15 protein-coding genes are annotated in these 21,236 nt (G+C 63.6%); 5 read left to right on the forward strand and 10 right to left on the reverse strand.

The features are described 5' to 3' along the window. Positions 1-120: 120 nt before the first annotated feature. Both DY201_RS02695 and DY201_RS02700 read right to left on the reverse strand, forming a co-directional pair. Positions 121-4,014, reverse strand: a complete 3,894-nt coding sequence (locus tag DY201_RS02695; protein ID WP_115733548.1) for a hydantoinase B/oxoprolinase family protein — start codon at positions 4,012-4,014, stop codon at positions 121-123. A 120-nt stretch (positions 4,015-4,134) separates the two neighbouring features. Then, positions 4,135-4,716, reverse strand: a complete 582-nt coding sequence (locus DY201_RS02700; protein WP_115729867.1) for a helix-turn-helix domain-containing protein — start codon at positions 4,714-4,716, stop codon at positions 4,135-4,137. Positions 4,717-4,866: 150 nt separating this feature from the next. Here DY201_RS02700 and DY201_RS02705 point away from each other — a divergent pair, with 150 nt between their 5' ends. Both DY201_RS02705 and tdh read left to right on the forward strand, forming a co-directional pair. After that, positions 4,867-6,069 carry a glycine C-acetyltransferase gene (locus DY201_RS02705; RefSeq protein ID WP_115729868.1) on the forward strand — a complete coding sequence of 401 codons (1,203 nt, stop codon included), beginning with the start codon at positions 4,867-4,869 and terminating at the stop codon, positions 6,067-6,069. Positions 6,070-6,086: 17 nt separating this feature from the next. After that, positions 6,087-7,109: an L-threonine 3-dehydrogenase gene (gene tdh / locus DY201_RS02710; RefSeq protein WP_115729869.1), complete on the forward strand. Its 1,023-nt coding sequence runs from the start codon at positions 6,087-6,089 to the stop codon at positions 7,107-7,109. 297 nt (positions 7,110-7,406) lie between these two features. Here the strand turns inward: tdh and DY201_RS02715 are convergent, their stop codons facing one another. The 6 genes from DY201_RS02715 to DY201_RS02740 are packed head-to-tail and all read right to left on the reverse strand — an operon-like array spanning position 7,407 to position 13,867. Beyond that, positions 7,407-8,495, reverse strand: a complete 1,089-nt coding sequence (locus tag DY201_RS02715; RefSeq protein WP_115729870.1) for a sugar phosphate isomerase/epimerase family protein — start codon at positions 8,493-8,495, stop codon at positions 7,407-7,409. Between the two features lie 21 nt (positions 8,496-8,516). Continuing rightward, the gene (locus DY201_RS02720) at positions 8,517-9,335 is read right to left on the reverse strand and encodes an ATP-binding cassette domain-containing protein (RefSeq protein WP_115729871.1); all 819 of its coding nucleotides are present in this window, start codon (positions 9,333-9,335) and stop codon (positions 8,517-8,519) included. Positions 9,336-9,337: 2 nt separating this feature from the next. After that, positions 9,338-10,366, reverse strand: coding sequence for an ABC transporter ATP-binding protein (locus tag DY201_RS02725; RefSeq protein ID WP_115733549.1), 1,029 nt, complete (start codon positions 10,364-10,366; stop codon positions 9,338-9,340). A gap of 19 nt (positions 10,367-10,385) precedes the next feature. After that, positions 10,386-11,237 carry an ABC transporter permease gene (locus tag DY201_RS02730; protein ID WP_115729872.1) on the reverse strand — a complete coding sequence of 284 codons (852 nt, stop codon included), beginning with the start codon at positions 11,235-11,237 and terminating at the stop codon, positions 10,386-10,388. After that, positions 11,234-12,277 carry an ABC transporter permease gene (locus tag DY201_RS02735; RefSeq protein ID WP_115729873.1) on the reverse strand — a complete coding sequence of 348 codons (1,044 nt, stop codon included), beginning with the start codon at positions 12,275-12,277 and terminating at the stop codon, positions 11,234-11,236. The genes DY201_RS02730 and DY201_RS02735 overlap by 4 nt, the downstream gene beginning before the upstream one ends. A gap of 12 nt (positions 12,278-12,289) precedes the next feature. Beyond that, positions 12,290-13,867 (reverse strand): ABC transporter substrate-binding protein, encoded by a 1,578-nt coding sequence (locus tag DY201_RS02740; protein ID WP_165916063.1) that lies wholly within the window; start codon positions 13,865-13,867, stop codon positions 12,290-12,292. 476 nt (positions 13,868-14,343) lie between these two features. Between DY201_RS02740 and DY201_RS02745 the strand changes: the two genes are divergently transcribed. Both DY201_RS02745 and DY201_RS02750 read left to right on the forward strand, forming a co-directional pair. After that, positions 14,344-15,108 carry an aspartate/glutamate racemase family protein gene (locus DY201_RS02745; RefSeq protein WP_165916062.1) on the forward strand — a complete coding sequence of 255 codons (765 nt, stop codon included), beginning with the start codon at positions 14,344-14,346 and terminating at the stop codon, positions 15,106-15,108. A 314-nt stretch (positions 15,109-15,422) separates the two neighbouring features. Continuing rightward, positions 15,423-16,133 (forward strand): GntR family transcriptional regulator, encoded by a 711-nt coding sequence (locus tag DY201_RS02750; RefSeq protein ID WP_115729876.1) that lies wholly within the window; start codon positions 15,423-15,425, stop codon positions 16,131-16,133. A gap of 209 nt (positions 16,134-16,342) precedes the next feature. Here DY201_RS02750 and puuE read toward each other — a convergent pair whose 3' ends face one another. Both puuE and DY201_RS02760 read right to left on the reverse strand, forming a co-directional pair. Further along, a complete protein-coding gene (puuE, locus tag DY201_RS02755) occupies positions 16,343-17,749 on the reverse strand; it encodes an allantoinase PuuE (RefSeq protein WP_115729877.1) in 1,407 nt (468 codons plus the stop codon). Positions 17,750-17,879: 130 nt separating this feature from the next. Continuing rightward, positions 17,880-18,812, reverse strand: coding sequence for a sugar phosphate isomerase/epimerase family protein (locus tag DY201_RS02760; protein WP_115729878.1), 933 nt, complete (start codon positions 18,810-18,812; stop codon positions 17,880-17,882). A gap of 184 nt (positions 18,813-18,996) precedes the next feature. On the opposite strand from DY201_RS02760, the gene DY201_RS02765 reads away from it, so the two are divergent. Continuing rightward, entirely contained in the window at positions 18,997-21,174 is a 2,178-nt protein-coding gene (locus DY201_RS02765) for a malate synthase G (RefSeq protein WP_115729879.1), read from the forward strand. Positions 21,175-21,236 lie beyond the last annotated feature (62 nt).

A 21,236-nucleotide genomic window follows, 5' to 3' on the forward strand; every position in this document is an offset into this window, starting at 1 on the left:
TAGCCTCAAAAAAACCACCGCCAGGCCAAAACAAATCACACAACAAACCCACGCAGACTGATTCAACGCCGATTCACAGCGCATTGCCTCCCTGACGCGCCCAGCGACCCAACAAACGACTCACTCCGGGCCAAATCCGCCAGGCGTCGGCGTGACGACAATCACCGCTTCGCCCAGTTCGAGCACAGTCTGGTCGCAGGCCTTGAGCATGTCGATCGTGCCGTCGTTGCGACGGACCTTGGTCGCCCCCTTCTGGCCTTCGCCGCCGCCATCAAGACCGAGCGGCGGACGCGAGCGGTGCGAAGAGAGTATCGAGCACTCCATTTTCTCAAGGAAGCGGAGCGTTCGCTTGGTGCCGGCGCCACCTGGCCAGCGACCCTTGCCGCCCGAGCCCTCGCGTATACGGAAGTCCTCGAGCAAGACAGGGAAACGCAGTTCGAGGATCTCGGGGTCGGTCAGGCGCGAATTGGTCATGTGGGTGTGGACACCAGATGTGCCGGCAAAGCCTCTGTCGTCGTTCATGCGGCCGGCGGGCGAACCGGAGCAGATCGTCTCATAATATTGGTAGGTGGCGTTGCCGAAGGTGAGATTGTTCATCGTCCCTTGGGCATTGGCGAGCGCGCCCATGGCGCCGAAGATCGCGTTGGTGACGTGCTGCGAGGTCTCGACATTGCCAGCGACGACGGCAGCCGGATAGGACGGGCGCAGCATCGAACCGTCGGGGATAATAATGTCGATCGGCCGGAGACAGCCGGCATTCATCGGGATGTTGTCCTCGACCATGACCCGGAAGGCATAAAGCACGGCAGCGCGGGCCACCGGCTCGGGCGCGTTGAAGTTGTTCTTCATCACAGGCGAGGTGCCTGTGAAGTCGACGGTCGCCTTGCGCTCGGCGCGGTCGATGGAGATCCTTACCTTGATCACCTGGCCGGTGTCGGTCGGATATTCGTATTGGGCATGATCAGGCAGGCGATCGAGCACGCGGCGGACACTTTCGGCGGCGTTGTCCTGGACGTGGCCCATATAGGCTTCAACGACATCCAGGCCGAAATGGCCGACCATCTTCCTCAGTTCCGCCACACCCTTTTCATTGGCGGCGATCTGGGCCTTGAGGTCGGCGATGTTCTGCTGCGGATTGCGGGCAGGATAAGGATGGTCGGTCAGCAGGCGGTGGAGTTCATTTTCGCGGAAGCTGCCGCGTTCGACGAGGCGGAAATTGTCGAACAGCACGCCCTCCTCGTCTACGGTCGTAGCCAGCGGGGTCATCGAGCCCGGTGCTGTGCCGCCGACATCGGCGTGATGGCCGCGCGCAGCGACCCAGAAGAGGATGCGGGGGCTTTTGTCCTTCTTCCCACCTGCGGGAAGAAGGAGGCCCGACGGGCCAGATCGATCATCCGCCCCAAATGCGCTGCTCATCACCTGGCTACCGCCATCCTCTCCCCCCTTATGAGGAGCGGAAACCAACTCTTCGAACACCGGCGTGACGACCGTTATGTCGGGCAGATGGGTGCCGCCATTATAAGGAGCGTTGAGGGCAAAGACGTCGCCGGGATGGATGTCGCCCTCGTTGAGACGAATGATGGTCTCGACCGAGCGATCCATAGAGCCGAGATGCACCGGCATGTGGGGGGCGTTGGCGACGAGGGCGCCCGTGCGGTCGAAGACGGCGCAGGAGAAGTCGAGCCGCTCCTTGATGTTGACCGAATAGGCGGTGTTCTGCAGCGTCACGCCCATCTGCTCGGCGATCGACATGAACAGGTTGTTGAACACCTCGAGCATGACCGGATCGGCAGCGGTGCCGATGGCAGCGCGACGCATCTTCTTTTCGGTGCGCCGCATCAACACGTGGTTTCGGGCGGTGATCTCGGCGCTCCAGCCGGGTTCGACTACTATTGTCTGGTGGCTCTCGATGATGAGTGCGGGCCCTGAGACCTTGTGTCCGGGCCTCATGCCGACGCGATGAAAGATGCCGGCCTCGTGCCAGGCGCCCTCGGTGAAGATCTTTCGCGCCTCGGAGGCGATGGCAAGCTTTAGCTCGAGCGAGGCCTCGTGTTCCGAGAGCCCACGGGTGCTGCCGTCCCGGCCTTCCAGCACCACAGCTTCGACCACGGTCGGCTTGTCTTCATATATGAAGCCATACTGCGCCTTGTGGGCAGCCTCGAAGGTGGCCTCCGCCTCGGCGATCGAGCCATGCTCGAAGCCGACCGGCAGGGCGGTGTCGGTGCCGTCGTAGCGGATATGCAGGACAGGCCGCAGGGCGACATCGTCTTCGGCGATGGCCTGACCGGCGAGCTCAGCCAGCACCTCGGCGCGCAGATTGCCGATCAAGGCCTCGATTTCGGCGCGCGTTTCCTCGGCCAGCGGCTTGAGCAGCGCCTGCTGCCGCGAGGCGAAGACCGAGGACAGGCCGATGCCATAGGCCGACAGCAGGCCGGAGAAGGGGTGGATCAGCACCGCCTCCATGCCAAGCGCGTCGGCCACCAGGCAGGCATGTTGGCCGCCGGCGCCCCCGAAGCAGTTGAGCAGATACTCCGTGACGTCGTAGCCGCGCTGAACCGAGATCTTCTTGATGGCGTTGGCCATGTTCTCGACGGCGATGGTGACGAAACCCTCGGCGACCGCTTCGGGGCTGCGCCCGTCGCCGATCTCTTCGGCAAGCGCCGCAAACTTCTGGCGTACGACGCGAGCATCGAGCGACTGGTCTTGCGCAGGGCCGAAAATAGCCGGGAAGAAATCGGGCTGCAGCTTGCCGAGCATGACATTGGCGTCGGTGACGGCGAGCGGGCCGCCACGGCGGTAGCAGGAGGGGCCGGGATTGGCGCCGGCGGAATCGGGGCCGGCGCGGAAGCGGCCGGCTTCGAAATGCAACACCGAGCCGCCGCCGGCGGCGACCGTGTGGATGCGCATCATCGGCGCGCGGACACGCACGCCGGCGACCTCGGTGTCGAAGCTGCGCTCGTATTCGCCGTCATAATGGGCGACGTCGGTCGAGGTGCCGCCCATGTCGAAACCGATCACCTTGTCGAAGCCGGCAAGCCGGGCCGTCTCGACCATGCCGACAACGCCGCCGGCGGGGCCTGACAAAAGCGCGTCCTTGCCTTGGAACAGTTCGGCGGCGGTGAGCCCGCCGGAGGACATCATGAACACCAGGCGGGGGCCTTCCGATTGGCCAATCTCCCCCTTTGTGGGGGAGATGCCCGGCAGGGCAGACCGGGGCAAGGTGGAGAGCTGGCTTTCGGCGCTATCAGAGCTCTGCGGATCAGCGTCCCCCTTTATCGGCTTCGCCGACAGTTCCCCCACCAGGGGGGAGATTGGCGCCGCACCCAATTCTCCTGCCACCTGCCGGACATAGCGCGACAGGATCGGCGACAGATAGGCATCGACGACTGTCGTATCCCCACGCCCGACCAACTTGATCAGTGGCGAAACCTCGTGGCTGACCGATACCTGAGAGAATCCACATTTGCGGCAAACGGCGGCGACGGCGCGTTCGTGCTCGGGGAACTTCCAGGCATGCATGAAGACGATGGCCACAGCATCGATGCCGTCAGCCCTGCCCTGCAGCAGTTGTGGCTTGATCTCCGCTATATCGAGCAGGCGCTCGACGGTACCATCAACCCGAACCCGCTCATCGACCTCGACGACACGCTCATAGAGCTGCTCGGGCAGGATGATTTCCTTGGCGAAGATGTCCGGCCGGGCCTGGTAGGCGATGCGCAGGGCATCACGAAAGCCCTTGGTGATAAGGAGGAGGACGCGATCGCCCTTGCGTTCGAGCAGCGCATTGGTGGCAACAGTCGTGCCCATCCTGATGTCACCTATGCTGCCTGACGGAATGGCAGCACCGGGCGCAAGGCCAAGCAGGTCGCGGATACCCTGGATGGCAGCATCGCGATAAGCCTCGGGATTTTCCGACAGCAGCTTGCGGGGGTGGAGGCGACCATCAGGGTCGCGACCGATGACATCTGTAAAGGTACCGCCACGGTCGACCCAGAAATCCCACTTGCCGGACATGACGTTCTCCCTTTCGCGGTCGCGGCGCTTCGACATGCGGTGCCGCTTGGCTGGGAGGAAGCGGCAGGCTTGCTGCCCCGTCAAGAGCAGAAAAACCGGGCCAGTCCGTGGCAGATGGGATTAGTTGTCCTGGTCGTAAAGAACCACCATCAGCGCACGGGCGGTTTCCGGGCCGGTATTGGTGATTTCGTGGGATACGTCTGCGCGATAGCGCGCCGTCTCGCCTGTCTTCAGCGCCTGCCGTCCCAGCTCGGTTTCCACCGATAGGCCGTCAGTGTGAGCAGTCAGATGCTCGAAGGTGCCGGGCGCATGCGGTGCGCTTTGCAGCTTGCAGCCACGCGCGATCTCGACCTCGTACCATTCGATACGGCCGGCCAGGGCCGGCGAACTCAGGATGCGCAGCCGCCAGGCCCCGTCAGGGCTCTTGATTTCAGGTGTCAGCGCCAGCGTCACCAGTTCTATGGCCTGCGCCTTACGCTGGTGGGTGATTCCGCCTGCGATGAGCTGGGAAAAATCGATCCCGAGCGCCTGGGTCAGGGACCACAGAACGGCGAATGTCGGGTTGGCTTCGCCGCGCTCGATCTGTGACAGCATCGAGCGCGAAACGCCCGAAATCGCCGCAAGCCGGTCGAGCGTCAGGTGGCGTTCCTTGCGTTCCTTCTGGATCACCGGGCCGATCTTCGGCGCGTCGTTCACTTCCATGTCGCCTCCCCCAAAAGCGGCCCACTGATAGCACCGGCCTGGCCGTCCTGCGAGGCATTTGCGCCTGGCTCGCTGGCCCAACGGGATTCCACTAGACTTGCCATCATATCCATTATATCGGAATTTCCACCTTAATGGATGGAGAGACCGTTGAACCAGGATTTCCTTTCCCACATCTCGAACGTTCTCCAGGGCATCGAGGCCGACGGTCTCTACAAGCGAGAGCGCCAGATCTCCGGCATGCAGGCCGGCCGTATCAAGGTGAAGGGTCAGACTGGCGAACGCCAGATGGTCAATCTCTGCGCCAACAACTATCTCGGCCTCGCCGACAATGCCGATATCCGCAAGGCGGCGGCAGATGCGCTCGACGAGTTCGGCTTCGGCATGGCCTCGGTGCGCTTCATCTGCGGCACCCAGACGCTGCACCGCGAGCTCGAGCACGCCATATCAGACTATCTCGGCAAGGACGATGCGATCCTGTTTGCCGCCTGCTTCGACGCCAATGGAGCGCTGTTCGAGCCGTTGCTCGGCGCCGAGGACGCCATCATCTCCGACAGTCTGAACCATGCCTCGATCATCGACGGCGTCAGGCTCTCCAAGGCCAAGCGGTTCCGCTACGCCCAGGGCGACATGGACGACCTGGAGACCCAGCTCAAGCAGGCCGCCGCTGATGGGGCGCGCTTCAAGCTGGTCGTCACCGACGGCGTGTTCTCGATGGATGGCCACGTCGCCAAGCTCAAGCAGATCTGCGATCTCGCCGAGCGCTATAGCGCCATCGTCGCCGTCGACGATTGCCATGCCACCGGTCATATCGGCGAAGAGGGCCGCGGCACGCCGGCGCTGACGGGGGCAGGCAACCGCGTCGACATCGTCACCGGCACGCTAGGCAAGACGCTGGGCGGCGCGATGGGCGGCTTTATCGCGGCGTCGCAGTCGATCATCGACCTGCTGCGCCAGCGCGCGCGCCCCTATCTCTTCTCCAACAGTCTGGCACCTGCCGTTGCCGCCGGTTCGCTGAAAGCCATCGAGATTGCGCGGGGCGCCGACGACCTGCGCGCCAAGCTCGGCCGCCACACCACGCGCTTTCGCGACGGCCTGACCCAGGCAGGTTTCACGCTGCTTCCGGGCGAGACGCCGATCATCCCGGTCATGCTGGGCGATGCAGTGCTGGCGCAGCGAATGGCCAAGGCGCTCGACGAGCGCGGCGTCTATGTCGCCGGCTTCTTCTATCCCGTGGTGCCGCAGGGCAAGGCGCGCATCCGTACCCAGATGTCGGCCGCCCTCGACGAACAGGACATTACCTTCGCCATCGACGCCTTTGCCGACGCTGGCAAGTCGCTCGGCATCATCTGATTTTCAGGAGTTTTCCCATGCGCGCACTGGTCAAGGCCAAGGCTGAACCCGGCATCTGGATGGAAGACCGGCCAGTGCCGGAGGTCGGCCCCGACGACGTGCTGATCAAGGTCAACAAGACAGGCATCTGCGGCACCGACATCCACATCTACAAGTGGGATGAATGGGCGGCCAAGACCGTGCCGGTATCGATGATCACCGGCCACGAATATGCCGGCGAGATCGTCGAGCTGGGCGCTCATGTGCGCGGCTTCAAGATCGGCCAGCGCGTCTCGGGCGAAGGCCATGTCATCGGCATGCGCAGCCGCGCCAGCCGCGCCGGCCGCTACCATCTCGATCCGGAGACCCAAGGCATCGGCGTCAACCTGCCCGGCGCCTTCGCAGAATATGTCCGGATCCCCGCCTTCAACGTGGTGCCGCTGCCCGACACCATCGACGACGAGCTCGGCGCCATCCTCGACCCGCTCGGCAATGCCGTACACACGGCGCTGTCCTTCGACGTCGCCGGCGAGGACGTGCTGATCACCGGCGCCGGCCCGATCGGCATCATGGGTGCGGCGGTGGCGCGGCATTGCGGCGCGCGCCATGTCGTCATCACCGACGTCAACCCCAAGCGCCTCGAACTCGCCACCCAGGTCGCCGACGTCACGCCCGTCAACGTCGCCGAGGAAGACCTGCGCGACGCCATGGCGCGGCTGCGCATGCGCGAAGGCTTCGACGTCGGTTTCGAAATGAGCGGCTCGCCCGCCGCCTTCGACCAGTTGGTCGAACACACGCTGATGGGCGGCCGTATCGCTCTGCTCGGCGTGCCGGCAAAGCCGTTCCCGGTCGATCTTTCCAAGATCGTCTTCAAGATGATCACGCTCAAGGGCATCTATGGCCGCGAGATGTTCGAGACCTGGCACAAGATGCTGGCGATGCTGGAAAGCGGGCTCGACATCCGCAAGGTCATCACCAGCCGCATGAAGGCCGACGACTACCAGGCCGCCTTCCACAACGCCGCCAATGGCGAGGCCGGCAAGATCGTGCTCGAGTGGTAGGCTTTTGCGACCACGGTTGATCAAGAGGTCGCGCTCACAGCGCGGCCTTAGTTGTTAGGTTCCTGGCTTTCACAAAGGCCCCCTCTCCGCCTCGCTTCGCTCGGCACCTCTCCCCAAAGGGGCGAGGACCCCAAGCCGGGATGAGCGCCGCCATGGCGGCAGCGGATTTCTTCGCCCCTCTGGGGAGAGGGGGCCCGAAGGGCCGGATAGGGGAAGTTGGTGCGGGATGCGACGACTAACAGAAAACCCGCGGAAGCTGCCTTCCGCGGGTTTTCTGTTAGTCGTCGATGAGGCGGCTTAAGCCGCCTTTTTCAGTGGCAAACCAAGCTCTTCGCAGATGCCCCTGACATGGGCGGCACTTGTCTTGATGTAGTCGACCGTCTCGGCATAGTGGTAGTTCTTCACCGCCCATGCAGCGAAGCTTTCGCGGTCCAGGACCTCGCCGCCGGCGATGCGGGCAGCATAGTCCTGTACCATCTTCATATAGTCGGCATACTCCTCGACGCTGAGGTCGGGGTGGCCTTCGAGCCATTTGGGATCGGCGATCTCGATGATCATCTTGGGCGGGTTGCGCGGCCGGTCCGAGAAGGATTCGTAGTTTTCGATCGACAGGTTGAGATCGGGATTGGCGGCGGCCAGGATCGGCATGATGGCGCGGAAATCGACGACGCCGCCGCCACAGGGGCGCATCTGGAAATCGAGCACCTCGCCATCATAGGCAATCAGCGCGTCCTTGATGTGGGATTGGCGTACATAAGGTGCCACGCGCTTGGCCGCCCAGACCGGGTGCTCGGCGCGCTGCAACACGTTTGCCGTATCGAAGACGATGCCTGTCGTATCCGGCCCGACTTCCTCGACCAGCCGTACCAGTTCGAAAGAGGTGATCTCCTCATGCGTCTCGAGGTTGAGGTGGATGCCGAGGTCACGGGCGATCGGCGCGAGCTTCTTGAGGAAACGCGCGGTGGCGTCGAGCTGCTCTTGCCAGGTCACATCGGTGCGGAAGCGGTCATAGGCGAAGCGGCCGGTATAGGCCGGCTTGTAGTTGGCGGTCGCCACCCAGAGTTCGCGGCAGTCGATGGCAGCACAGGCCTCCATCATGCGGCGAAAGCCGAGCACGATGTCGCCGTCACCGATCAGGCGCAGTTCGGGCGCCTCGGGCGTTGCATAAGGATTGACCTTGCCAAGGCCGGTTTCGAGATACATGCCAAGTTCGTCGGCGCGCTGCTTGATCTCGCCGAGATAGCCGGCATCCAGCGTCGGGCTCATGTCGAGGACAGTGCGGAAGAACAGACCCTCCATGCCCAATTCCTTGGCATGATCGAAGCTGGCCACAGGTCCGCGCTTGGTGGCTTCCGGAATCTTGCGGCCATCGACACCGATACGCATCGGCAGTCTCCTTAGTAAATGTCAGTTTGCGGTTTCGAGGCGGCGCGCCGCACGACGGGCGCGGCCGACGACGGGATCGGGCACAGGCACCGCCGCCAGTAGCGACTGGGTGTAGGGCATCTCAGGGTTGTCGAAGATCTGCTCGCGCGTGCCCTGCTCGACGACCTTGCCCTTGTGCAGCACGACGATCTTTTCGCAGAGATGGCGGACAACGGCGAGGTCATGCGCCACAAAGACGATGGCGAGGTTGAGCTTCTTCTGCATGTCCTGCAACAGGTTGATGACCTGCGCCTGTACCGACACGTCGAGTGCTGCCACCGGCTCGTCGCAGACGAGGATGCGCGGGCGGATGACAAGTGCGCGCGCAATGGCGATGCGCTGGCGCTGGCCACCGGAGAAGGACCGCGTGTAGCGGTCCATATCATTGGGGTTGAGGCCGACCATCTCCATCATCTCGGCGACCCGCTTGCGGCGTGCAGCCGCCGTCGGCTCGAGCTTGTGGATCAAAAGTCCCTCGCCGATCAGCTCCTCGACCGTCATGCGCGGGTTGAGGCTGCCATAGGGGTCCTGGAACACCATCTGCACTTCGCGACGGAAGCGCCTGAGATCCTCGCCCTTGGCGTGGATCACGTCGATGCCGTCATAGGTAATCGTGCCTTCTTCCGGCTTGATCAGCGCCAGCATGCATTTGGCGATGGTCGACTTGCCGGATCCCGATTCGCCGACAAGGCCGATGGCCTCGCCGGTGTCGACGTTGAGCGTGACGTCGTGCAGCACCTTTGCGGGCGGGTTGGGGAAGGCATTGTACGACTTGCTGATGCTGTCGATGGACATGAGCATGGTCAGGCGCCCTTTCGGTCATGCGGGTGGCGGTCATGCTGGTGGCCGTCATGCAGATGGCAGGCGACGCGCGACAGACCGATCGGCAAGAGAGCTGGCAGGTCCTTGTCGCAGCGCTCGAAGCGCTGGTCGCAGCGCGGATGGAACGGGCAACCGCTTGGCCGCGCCAGTGGCGGCGGCGGTGCGCCGGGGATGGCGTAAAGGGTGTTGAGATCCTGGTCGATGCGCGGCACCGCCTTGATCAGCCCTTGCGTATAGGGATGGCTCGGCTTGGCAAAGACGCCTGCGACCTCGCCGTCCTCGACGATGCGGCCCGAATACATGACCATGACGCGCTCGGCGAAGCCGGCGACGACGCCGAGATCGTGGGTAATGAACAGCACTGCCAGGCCGCGACGGGTCGACACGTCGTCGAGCAGGTCGAGCACCTGATCCTGAACGCGCACGTCGAGTGCCGTGGTCGGCTCGTCGGCGATCAGCAGGCGCGGTTCGCCGACCAGCGCCATCGCCAGCACGACGCGCTGGCGCATGCCGCCGGAGAACTCGTGCGGATAGGCATCGAGGCGTTCGGCAGCGCGATCGACACCAAGTTCGTCGAGCACGGCAAGTGCCCGCTTGCGCGCCTCGGCCTTGCCGATGCCGCGGATGCGCAGCGTCTCGGCGACTTGGTCGCCAATGGTCATCAGCGGATCGAGGAAGCTCATCGGGTCCTGGAAGACCATGGCGATGGAGCTGCCGCGCAGCCTGCCCATGTCGCGCTCGGACAGCTTGAGCAGGTCGGTGCCGTCGAAGTCGACCCGGCCGGACAGTTTGGCCAGGCGGTCGAGCCGCATAAGCGCACGCGCCGTCAGCGACTTGCCCGAGCCAGACTCGCCGACCAAGGCCACGCGCTCACCGACGCCGATGCTGAAATCGACGCCATCGACGATGCGGACGCTCGCGCCGCTGCGGCCAAGCGGCATATCGACGGTCAGCTTATCGACCGTGACGAGAGGCGGACGGAGCGGGGTGACTGTGGCTTGGTCGGGCATGGGGTGCACGGTCCTCATCTCAATTGCCCCTCAAGGACGGATCGCGTCGGACCTGGATGATGTCGCCGAGTAGGCCGAACGCGATCGAGGTGATGGCAACCGCTGCACCGGGAGCAACGACGGTCCACCAGGCGGTCGAGACATAGCCGCGGGCGGCGGCGATGGTGGCGCCCCATTCGGCGCTTGGCGGCTGAGCGCCGACGCCGATGAAGGACAGGCTCGCCAGCACCAGCACAGTCGTGCCGATGTCGCCGGCCCATTTCACGATCAAGACGTCGAGTGAATTGGGCAGCACATGTTTGGTCATCAGCCGCCACTTCGACACGCCGAGCACCTGGGCACCGGCGACGAAAGGCTGTTCCATCGTCTGGCGCATGATGCCACGCAGCATGCGGGCGGTGATCGGCCATCCCGTTATGGCCATGGCGATGATCGCCGAGCGCAGGCTGGCGCCCATGGCGGCGGCGAAGCCGAGCGCCACGATCATGCCCGGCAGTGCCAAGCCGATGTCGGTGAGGCGCATCAGGCTCTCGTCGAGCCAGCGCGGACCGGCGGCAGCGACGGTGGCAAGCGTGACGCCGATCAGCGAATAGAGCGTCACCACCAGGAAGGCCGAGAGCAGGGTCGTCTGGGCACCTACGATGAGGCGCCAGAACACGTCGCGGCCCTGATCGTCGGTGCCGAACCAGTTGGTCGCACTCGGCGGCATCAGCGAATTGGCGATGTCGGAATTGTAGATGCTGTCAGGCGCGAGGAACGGTCCGAAGACGGCGATCGCCAGAAGGGCGACGACAAGCGTGAAGACGAATATCTCGAAGGTGCTGAAGCCTTCCTTGCGGCGGGCGGTTACCGGCTGGGCAATGGCGGTCATTGGCCTTGGCTCCCCAGTTGAGCGGCGCGGATGCGCGGGTCGACAAGAAGCTGGAGGATGTCGACGATCAGGTTGACGAGGCAGACGACGGTGCCGATGAACATCACCGAACCCAGCACGGCGAAGGCGTCCTTCTGGGCGACGGCATTGAACATATAGGCGCCGATGCCCTGGCGGGCGAAGACGGTTTCGACCAGCACTGCCGAGCCGATCATCGCGCCGGCCTGGGTGCCCGAAAGCGTCAGCACCGGATTGAGGCTGTTGGGCAAGGCGTGGCGCACCAGCATATGGCGGGCGGTGGCGCCCTTGGCGCGCACGGCCATGATGAAGTCCGAGCGCAGCACACCGAGCAAGGCGGCCCGCAACGTGCGGAAAATCTGGGTGGCAAACAGCGCCGCCAGAACGGCCGAAGGCAGGATGATATGGTGCAGCGTATCGAAGAAGCCGGCAAAGTTCCCGGCTATCAGAGCATCGAGGGTCGGCGCGCCAGTGACGACCGGCGAGTTCATGCCATAGCCCTGCTGGCCCGAGATCGGCACCACGCGCCAGACGCTGCCCAGCACATATTGAAGCACCAGTGCGAGCCAGAAGGCGGGCATGCCGCCGAGCATGACGGCGGTGACGCGGCTGGTCGTGTCGAAGACGCCGCCCTGGCGGTAGGCGGCAATGATGCCGGCCGGGATGGCGACAGCCAGATTGAGCAGCATGGCAATGAAGACGAGCTCCAGCGTGCTCGGCAGCACCTTTTCGAGATCGGCCAGAACAGGCTGAAGGGTAACGATCGAAGTGCCCAGATCGCCGCGCAGGAGGCGACCCAGGAAGCTCAGATATTGCATGATGACCGGGGCATCGAGCCCCAGCCTTTCACGCACCGCCTCGATCTGGGCGGCGGAAGCGTCCGCGCCGGCGGCCATCTGGGCCTCGTCGCCGGGCATCAGCTTGACCATCAGGAAGACCAGCGAGGCCAATCCCCAAAGGGTCAACAGTGTCAGGCCCAGACGTCGGCCTAGGAACCAGGAATAGGCGCGGAATGCGAGCATGTCAGACCTCGCTCACGGCTTGGCGAGCCGGAAGTCCGCCGGCTCGGCGGGCGTGGCGAGCATGCTGGCCTTGAGGTCTGCAAGCGTGCCGACACGGTAGGCGGCTGGCTTGTAGACACCATACATGTCGACCATCACGGAGTCATTGTCGAGAATGGTCTGGACCTGCTTGTAGATGTCGCAACGCTTGGCGTCATCGGCCGTGGCGAGAGCCGTGTCGAGCAGCTTGTCGACCTCGGGGTTGGCATAGCCGGTACGGTTGGTGCCGACGGCATCCGACTTGTAGCCCTTGACCAGCATGATGCCGGCTTCGGGGAACTGGGCGAAGTCTTCGAGCAGCATCATCTGCGGGATCGAGTTCGGATCCTTCAGGCTGGCAAGGTAGTTCGGGAAGGCGATAGGCTCGAGTTCGAGCTCGACGCCGATCTCGCGCAGGTTCGACTGAAACAGCGTCGCTTCCTGCTTCTGCAGCTCGAACACCGGCTGGAAGTTCATCTTGAGCTTAAGGTTGGCTGCACCCGCTTCAGCGAGCATCGCCTTGGCGGCTTCGAGATCGCGCTTCACCTCCGGCAGTTCGGGACGGCAGTCGAGACGGGCCGGCAGCGGCCCATTGGCGATCTTGCCGTTGCCGCCGCGGATGCCGCGCAGACCGCCGGCATAGTCGTAGACCATGCGCAATGCCTTACGTACCTTGGGATCGGCGGTCGGGCCGACCTTGGTGTTGAACAGCACCTCGGTCTGGTAGCTGGTGTTGATCGGCACGACCTTCAGCGCCGGGTCGGTGGCCATGGCGGCGGCATCGCGGTCGGCAAAGCCGAAGGCGACGTCGATGTTGCCGGCGCGCAGTTCGTCACGGCGCGTCGAGCTTTCGTCGATGCGGCGAAAGACGATGGATTCGGGACGGCCTGCTTCGACGGCCCAGTAGCCCGGGAACAGGTCGATCACCACGGCTTGCGACTGGTCGCCCAGCACGTAGGGGCCGGAGCCGGCATCATGCGCCTGGAGCCAGCCCTGGCCGTCATCGGCGCCCTTGTTGGCCTCGACCAGCGCCGAGTTCAGGATGTAGACCTTGCTCAGCGACGGCAGGAACAGCGTGTTCGGCTTGGACAGCTTGATGGTCAGGTGGGTGTCGTCGGTCACGGTGGTCGAATCGTAGCCGTCAATCAGCGAGGCCACCCCGGTGCCGATGCGCTTCAGGCGGTCGAGCGTGTAGGCGACGTCCTTGGCGGTCAGCGCCGTGCCATCATGGAACTTCACATCGGGACGCAGCGTGAAGGTGATCGACTGGGCGTCGTCGGCATAGGCGTATTCCGTGGCCAGCGCGCCGATGAGCTTCGTGTCGTCATAGGTCACCAGCGTATCGTAGACGGCGCTGATAATGGTGTTGGTCTGGTTGTAGTCGGCGCGCAGCGGATCGAGCGTATTGATCTGGCCACCGAGGCCGACAATGATCGTGTGTTCGCGATCTGCGGCAAAGGCCGACGAGCCGCCGAAACCGACCGCCACGGCAAGGGCCGCGCCCCCGACGGTCGCCAAAAACTGCCGCCGGCTGCCTGACAGCGCGGAGAAGGCCGAGAAGAAAGCATGCATGATTGTCGCTCCCATATGCTGAATTGACTCTGCCTTTTCACAAAGGCGCTCCCATCTCTTTTGTATCCGATTTTTTCTTCAGTGGATACATAAATGTTGCGTGATGTGTGTACACGCCGAGCGCCTCCAACCCCGCTACAAGAATTACATTAAAACAGTCACTTAAGACGTCATCTGAAAGACCGCGGCGTCCGCCGGCTGCAAAATTCGCCCCTCATCGCAACCGGCGGGATGGATGCGGCCTGGCATCGAGTTGTCATTTTTGATCCCCAAGATGCCGGTTTCGCAGGCACATTGCTCGCCTTCCGGGCAGAACTGCATCCAATATTTGGATACAAACTTTACATATTATGTGATACAATGATATCAAGGCCGGGCTGCGGATGCTTCGCAAAAGGCGTTCGCGTCCCGAAACTCACGCCACCGTTCGGTTGCGCGAGGGGCGGAAGCAAAGACCGTCATATCAAAGGAATTCGATGCGCCGCCTGCCTCGCCTGCTCGTCATCAATCCCAACACCTCGACCGGCGTCAGCCAGGTCATCGACGCACTCGTGCGCGACGAGGTGGCGGACGCCGCAGAGGTGCAGACCATCACCGCCAGTTTCGGCTTCAGCTACATCTCGACCCGTGTCGCGGTTTCGATAGCCGCACACGCCGTGCTCGACGCAGCAGCCAAGGCCATTGGCGAGGGCGCGAGGCCCGACGCGATCGTACTCGCCTGCTTCGGTGACCCCGGCCGCGAGGCGATCGCCGAGATGACCGGACTTCCGGTCGTCGGATTTGCCGAAGCCAGCCTGCTCGCCGCAGCGGCTATGCCGGGAACCTCACTCGTTTCGACCAATGGCACGGTCTGGTGCGAAATGCTCAGCGAACTGGTGCTGAAGCTCGGCCTTGGCGAAAGGATCGCCGGCATCCGGTCCATCGAGTCGGTGGCCGACGACGCACGATCCATCGCCAGTTTCCTGGCAATGGAGGCCAAGGCGCTCGGGGCTGAACGTGTCGTGCTGGGCGGCGCCGGGCTAATCCCTGTTTTGCCCGACGTCATCGCGGCTGCGGAAGTGCCGATTCTCGACCCCCACCGCATCGCCATCGGCAAGGCGCTACGCCTTGCGGCAGACCCACAGCCGGCTGTGGCGGATGCACCCGCCTCTGCGACCGAAACCTTCGGCCTGTCGCCCTTCCTGAAGCAGGCGCTGGGCCAGCCAACACCTCAACTGAAGCGCCGGAACGGCGGGAACTGAGCGACTGCCGATCAGACGAAAATCAGCTCATTTTCAAATCGTATTCAAAAGTCCTTACGATTGCGCGCAATAGTTTTCTCTATTGTATTAGAAAACATGTGTTAGAGTGGCCGCAATGCAAACAAGGCGCCTGCGCTGGCTTGCAGCGGAGGAAATTCGGCGGCTATGGCACGCCGGCTGCATCGTACGACACCGGCTAATATAAAACGAATAACGAAGCAAGGCTTGCATTCCACTTGTCTTCCGCCGTGCGCCGATGCATCTGAGACGTAGCATTGATACGCGCTGCCTGTACAACACTGGCTGGTGAGAGAATGGCGAAAGCTGCGAATACTGATCTCGACGAGAAAGCCGGATCGAAGATCGATGCGATCTATCAAGCTCTGTTCAGGGCCATTCTGGCGCGCGAACTGACCCCCGGCACAAAGCTCAGCGAAGAATCGATCGGCGCGCTGTTTTCTGTCAGCCGCACCATCGTGCGCGCCGCGCTCAACCGCCTGCACACCGAATCACTGGTCGAGTTCCGGCAGAACCGCGGCGCCTTCGTCGCCAGCACGACGCCCGACGAGGCGCGCCAGGTGTTCGAAGCGCGCAACGCCATCGAACGCGAGATCTTTTCCAAACTGGCGACCGTCGTCACCGACAAGCAGATCGGCATGCTGGAACAGCATCTGGAAAAGGAACACAGCATCCGCCACGCCGGCGATCATACTGCGGCGATCGTCGCCTCGGGCGAGTTCCACCTGCTCGCTGCCCAGATGGCCGGCAACGAGGTGCTCGCCGGCTTCCTCAAATCGCTGATCTCGCGGACGTCGCTGATCCTCGCCCAGCACAGTACGCATCAGGAAACCGACTGCAGCGTCGACGAACATGTGGCGATCCTGCAGGCGCTCAGGGCCCGCGATCCCAAGGCCAGCGCAGATGCGATCATCGAGCACCTGCAGCAGGTGTTCGAGCAGGCCAATATCGGCCAGACCAAGCGCACCAAGCGCAACCTGAGCGAAATCCTGTCGCGTTACGCCTGAGACATAGCCTTTAACATAGGTACCTCCTTCGCGGGCTCCTCAGGATGAGCGCCGTGTTGATGCGGCCCGCCCTCCAGCCCTACCTGGAACCTGTCCCGGCCTGGATGTGGCATGGGGAAGCGTAGCTTCGGTGACGCACAACCGTCCTCATCCTGAGGATCGCGCCCACCGGGCGATCCTCGAAGGACGCACACTGCAAACCGCCAATCCTACGCGGCAAACCGCGCTTCGACCTGAATCTCCGCCAGCCGCTCGATCTCGCCATAGGTAACGGCCAGTTCGGTGTCGCGATCCGACTTGATCCGCGCGCCCAGCGAGGCCAGCAGGGATGCGGTGGTGTAGTTGCGCACGACAAAGATGGCGCCGAAGCCGAATTTTTCTTCATAGGCGCCCAGCAGTTCCAGCAGCCGCTGCTTTTGGTCGGCGGTCATCGCGTCGAGGCTGTTCGCGTCCTTCTCGTCGGCAACGATCCTTGCCGCCTTGATGCGCGGGTCGAGCGGCGTGTACACCTTCAGCACCTCGAACTTCTCGGCCTCGCTGGCAGCACGAAACTGCATGCGTAGCGCAAAGAACAGGCCGAAGGGGCTGTCGTTGACCGGGGCCAGTTCGCCGTCGAAGGCGCGTTCGGCGAGCAGTTCCCCGCCGCGGAAGCACTGGCCGAAAGTGTCCACAAAACCTGCCTTGTCCATCTGCGACGGCACCAGCTTCGGCTTGACGTAAGGATGCTCCTTCGCCCAATGCTCGGCAATGTCGATGCGGCGCGCGATCCAGACCTTGTCGTGGCTCCGCACGTATTCGATGAAGCGCTTGAGCGCCGCAATGCGCCCGGCGCGGCCGACGAGACGGCAATGCAGGCCGATCGAGAACATCTTTGGGCGCCCAGCAGCACCTTCTGCATAGAGATAGTCGAAGGTATCCTTGAGATAGGCGAAGAACTGGTCGCCTGAATTGAAGCCGTTCGGCGTGCCGAAGCGCATGTCGTTGGCCTCGAGCGTGTAGGGGATGATCAGTTGCTCGCGGCCCTGGTGCTCGCGCCAGTAAGGCAGGTCGTCGTCATAGGTGTCGGAGACGTAGGCGAAGCCGCCCTCCTCGGAGACCAGGTCGACGGTGTTGACCGAGCAGCGGCCGGTGTACCAGCCGGTGGGGCGCTCGCCGGTGGCCAGCGTGTGCAGGCGGATCGCCTCCTGGATCTGGGCACGTTCCGCGTCGGCCGGCATGTCCTTGTGCTCGACCCATTTGTAGCCATGGCTGGCAATTTCCCAATCGGCCCGCTGCATGGCGCGCAACTGTTCAGGTGCACGCATCAGCGCGGTTGCGACGCCATAGACGGTAACGGGCACGTCGAGTTCGGTGAACAGGCGGTGCAGCCGCCAGAATCCGGCGCGGGCGCCATATTCGTATACCGACTCCATGTTCCAGTGGCGCTGGCCCGGCCACTGCGCAGCACCCGGGATTTCCGACAGGAAGGCCTCGCTCGCGGCATCGCCGTGCAGGATATTGTTTTCGCCGCCTTCCTCGTAGTTGAGCACAAACTGCACGGCAACATTGGCGCCGCCCGGCCAGTTGGCATGTGGCGGGTTCTCGCCGTAGCCGCGCATGTCGCGAGGGTAACGCATGAAGGCCTCCTTGGGTGCGCGGTCGCTTCCCGCGCCAATGACTGTGTGTTGACGTCCGACGTCGCGGCAAAGCCCGGCGCCTCATATGCTATTCAGTTTAAGAATCGTATCCAATAATGCGGCGAGAAGTTTATGACAGGCATCTAAGCAATGCCTGTGTCAGCCGCGCGACAGGCGCCGCCTGGTCCCACGGCACCTCGCGCGTTCCAAACTTCGCCGCCATCGCCAGCACGGAGGCGAATTCTTCGACGGCAACCGGCGGCTGGTGCCTGAGCCAATCCCGGTCGAACACCGGCATGGCGAACTGGCCGGCATGCATCTCGATCCAGACTTTCGCGTCGGGCAGGAGCGGGCTGATACCATCCCAGTCGACAAAACCTTCGCCGAGCGGTGCGAGGAAGCGGCGGATGCCGTTTTCCTGGAAACGCATGACGGCATCATCGACGTAAAGCTGAGCGGCGTATGGCGCGATGCGCCGGGCAGCCGCGACAGGATCTTCCAACCGGCAGAGCACGTTGACCGGGTCGAAGGCCACACCGAGCACATCGGTCCCGATCCTTTCGACCAGCGCCACGATCTCTGATGTTGCTATCTCCTCATGCGTTTTGAGCAGCAGCTTCGAGCCGTTCCGACGCAGCGCCGGGGCGCAGCGGCCAAGCAGCTCAGCTACGCCGTCGAGTTGGGCCTGCCAGCTCACATCGGCCTCGAAGCGGTCCTCGATCATGCCGATGATGAAGAACATGTCGCGGATGCCGATGCTGGCGGCGAGTTCGACCAGCCTCTCGACACCAGCCTGCATGTCGCCACCTCCGGCGTCGACGATCGGCTGGCTGCGGGCGGGCAGAGCCGGATTGACGATGCCGAGCATCGACGAGATTTCCAGGCCCAAGCGGTTCGCCTCGGCCCGGGCAGCGGCCAATTCTGCCGGATCGAGCGTCGGGCTTACGTCGAACAGTGAGTTGAACAGCAGCCCCTGCAGCCCCAGCTTCGCGGCGGCCTTCAGCGCCTCGACAGCAGTGAGGCTGCGGCCGTCCGGCAATGAACTCTTGATGATGCCGATCATGCTGACGCCTCGCCGGAAAAAATGGTGCGCAGTAGCCGTCTGGGCGCGTCGGACAGCGGCCAGCCTCGCGACCCGAGCACTTGGATACTATCCTGTATCAAAAAATGCTTGTCAATGGATACAATCGCTGTCATCAGCATCTTACAGATTTGCCGCGCCTCGCGCGTATCGAAGGAGCCCTGCCATGACCCAGACCTATGAAAGCGTCGCCGGCCTTTCAGTCCACCCGGCGCTGCGCGCCTTCGTCGAGCAGGAGGTGCTGCCCGGCGCCCGGCTTGAACCCACGGCGTTCTGGAGCGGGCTTTCGGAGATCATTCGCGACCTCGCGCCCCGGCATCACGAGTTGCTCGCCATTCGCGACGAATTGCAGGCGAAGATCGATGCCTGGCATCTGGAGCACAAGGGCAAGCCGCATGACGGCACCGCCTACGAACAATTCCTGCGTGACATCGGCTATCTGGTGCCGGCACCTGCCGCCGACGCCTACCAGGTGGCCACCAAGAACGTCGACGCCGAGATCGGTACCATGGCCGGCCCCCAGTTGGTGGTGCCGCTGTCCAATGCCCGCTACGCGCTGAATGCCGCCAATGCGCGCTGGGGTTCGCTCTATGACGCGCTCTACGGCACCGATGCCATTCCCGCGACCGGTGGCGCCGAAAAGAGCAAGGCGTTCAACCCGGCCCGTGCCAGGCTGGTCATCGCCCGTGTCCGCGAATTCCTGGACCAGGTCGTGCCGCTGGCTGCCGGCCGCCATGCCGACGCTGTCGGCTACATCGTCGAGCGCGGCAAGCTGCAGGTGACCTTGGCCGACGGCAAGAAGATCGACCTTCGTTCGCCCAGCCAGTTCGCCGGCTTCACCGGCCCACGCCATGAGCCGAAGAGCGCGCTTCTGGTCAATAACGGCCTGCATATGGAGTTGGTGTTCGACCGCGAGCATCAGGTCGGCGCGCTCGATGCCGCCGGCATTGCCGACGTTTCGGTCGAGGCGGCGATCTCGATCATCATGGATCTCGAGGATGCGGTTTCAGCAGTCGACGCCGAAGACAAGGTTGTCGTCTACCGCAACTGGCAGCGCCTGATGGACGGCAGCCTGAGCTCGGAATTTGTCAGGGACGGCAAGACCGTCACCCGCAAGCTGGTCGAAGACCGCGTCTTCACCGCACCCGGCGGTGGCACGCTTGTGCTGCATGGCCGCTCGACCATGCTCGTGCGCAATGTCGGCCACCATATGTTCACCGACGCCGTGCTGGATGAGGCCGGCAAGCCGGTGCCGGAGGCAATCCTCGACGCGGCGATCACCGTTGCCAGTGCGGCACAAGACATCCGCGGCGAAAATGCCCTGCGCAACAGCCGCACCGGCTCGGTTTATGTGGTGAAGCCGAAAATGCACGGCCCCGACGAGGTCGGCCTGTCCGACCTGTTGTTCAAGCGAATCGAGGAGCTCGTCGGCCTACCCAAATACACGATGAAGATCGGCGTCATGGACGAGGAGCGCCGCACATCAGTCAATCTCGCCGCCTGCATGTCGAAGGTGCGCGACCGCACGGTGTTCATCAACACCGGCTTCCTCGACCGCACCGGCGACGAGATCCACACCTCGATGGAAGCCGGCCCGATGATGCGCAAGGCCGAGATGGCAAGCGCCACCTGGCTCAATGCCTATGAGGCGAACAATGTCGATGTCGGCATTGCCCGCAACCTTCCCGGCCGCGCCCAGATCGGCAAGGGCATGTGGGCCGCCCCCGACCAGATGGCCGGCTTGCTCGACAAGAAGATCGCCCATCCGCTGGCCGGTGCCAGCACCGCCTGGGTGCCGACACCGACGGCAGCCGTGCTGCATGCCATGCATTATCACCTCGTCGACGTCGCAGCCGTGCAGGACGAATTGCGCGGCAGGGAGCATGCCTCGCTGACCGACCTTTTGACCATTCCGTTGGCGCCCCGCAGCTACAGCGCAGACGAGATCAAGGCAGAGCTCGAAAACAACCTGCAGGGCCTGCTCGGTTATGTCGTGCGCTGGGTCGGCCAGGGCGTTGGCGTGTCGACTGTGCCCGACCTCGACGATGTCAGGCTGATGGAGGACCGAGCCACCTTGCGCATCTCCTCCCAGCACGTCGCCAACTGGCTGCGCCACGGCATCGTCGGCGAAACAGAGGTGCGCGAAACGATGCGGCGCATGGCAGCCGTCGTCGACCGGCAGAATGCCGAAACTGAAGGCTACACTCCGTTGGCGCCAAACTTCGACGGCCCGGCGTTCAAGGCGGCCGAAGACCTGGTGTTCACAGGACGCACGCAGCCGAGCGGGTACACCGAGCATGTTCTCCATGCTCGCCGCCGCGAGACCAAGGCGCTGTCGGCCTGAGGCTCGCAAAACCAGATCGACTGGCCCCGCTTGTCGGGGCCTTTCTTTTTGGCCAATCGAAC

Source organism: Aminobacter aminovorans (assembly GCF_900445235.1).
In the GTDB taxonomy this organism is placed as follows: Bacteria; Pseudomonadota; Alphaproteobacteria; order Rhizobiales; family Rhizobiaceae; genus Aminobacter; species Aminobacter aminovorans.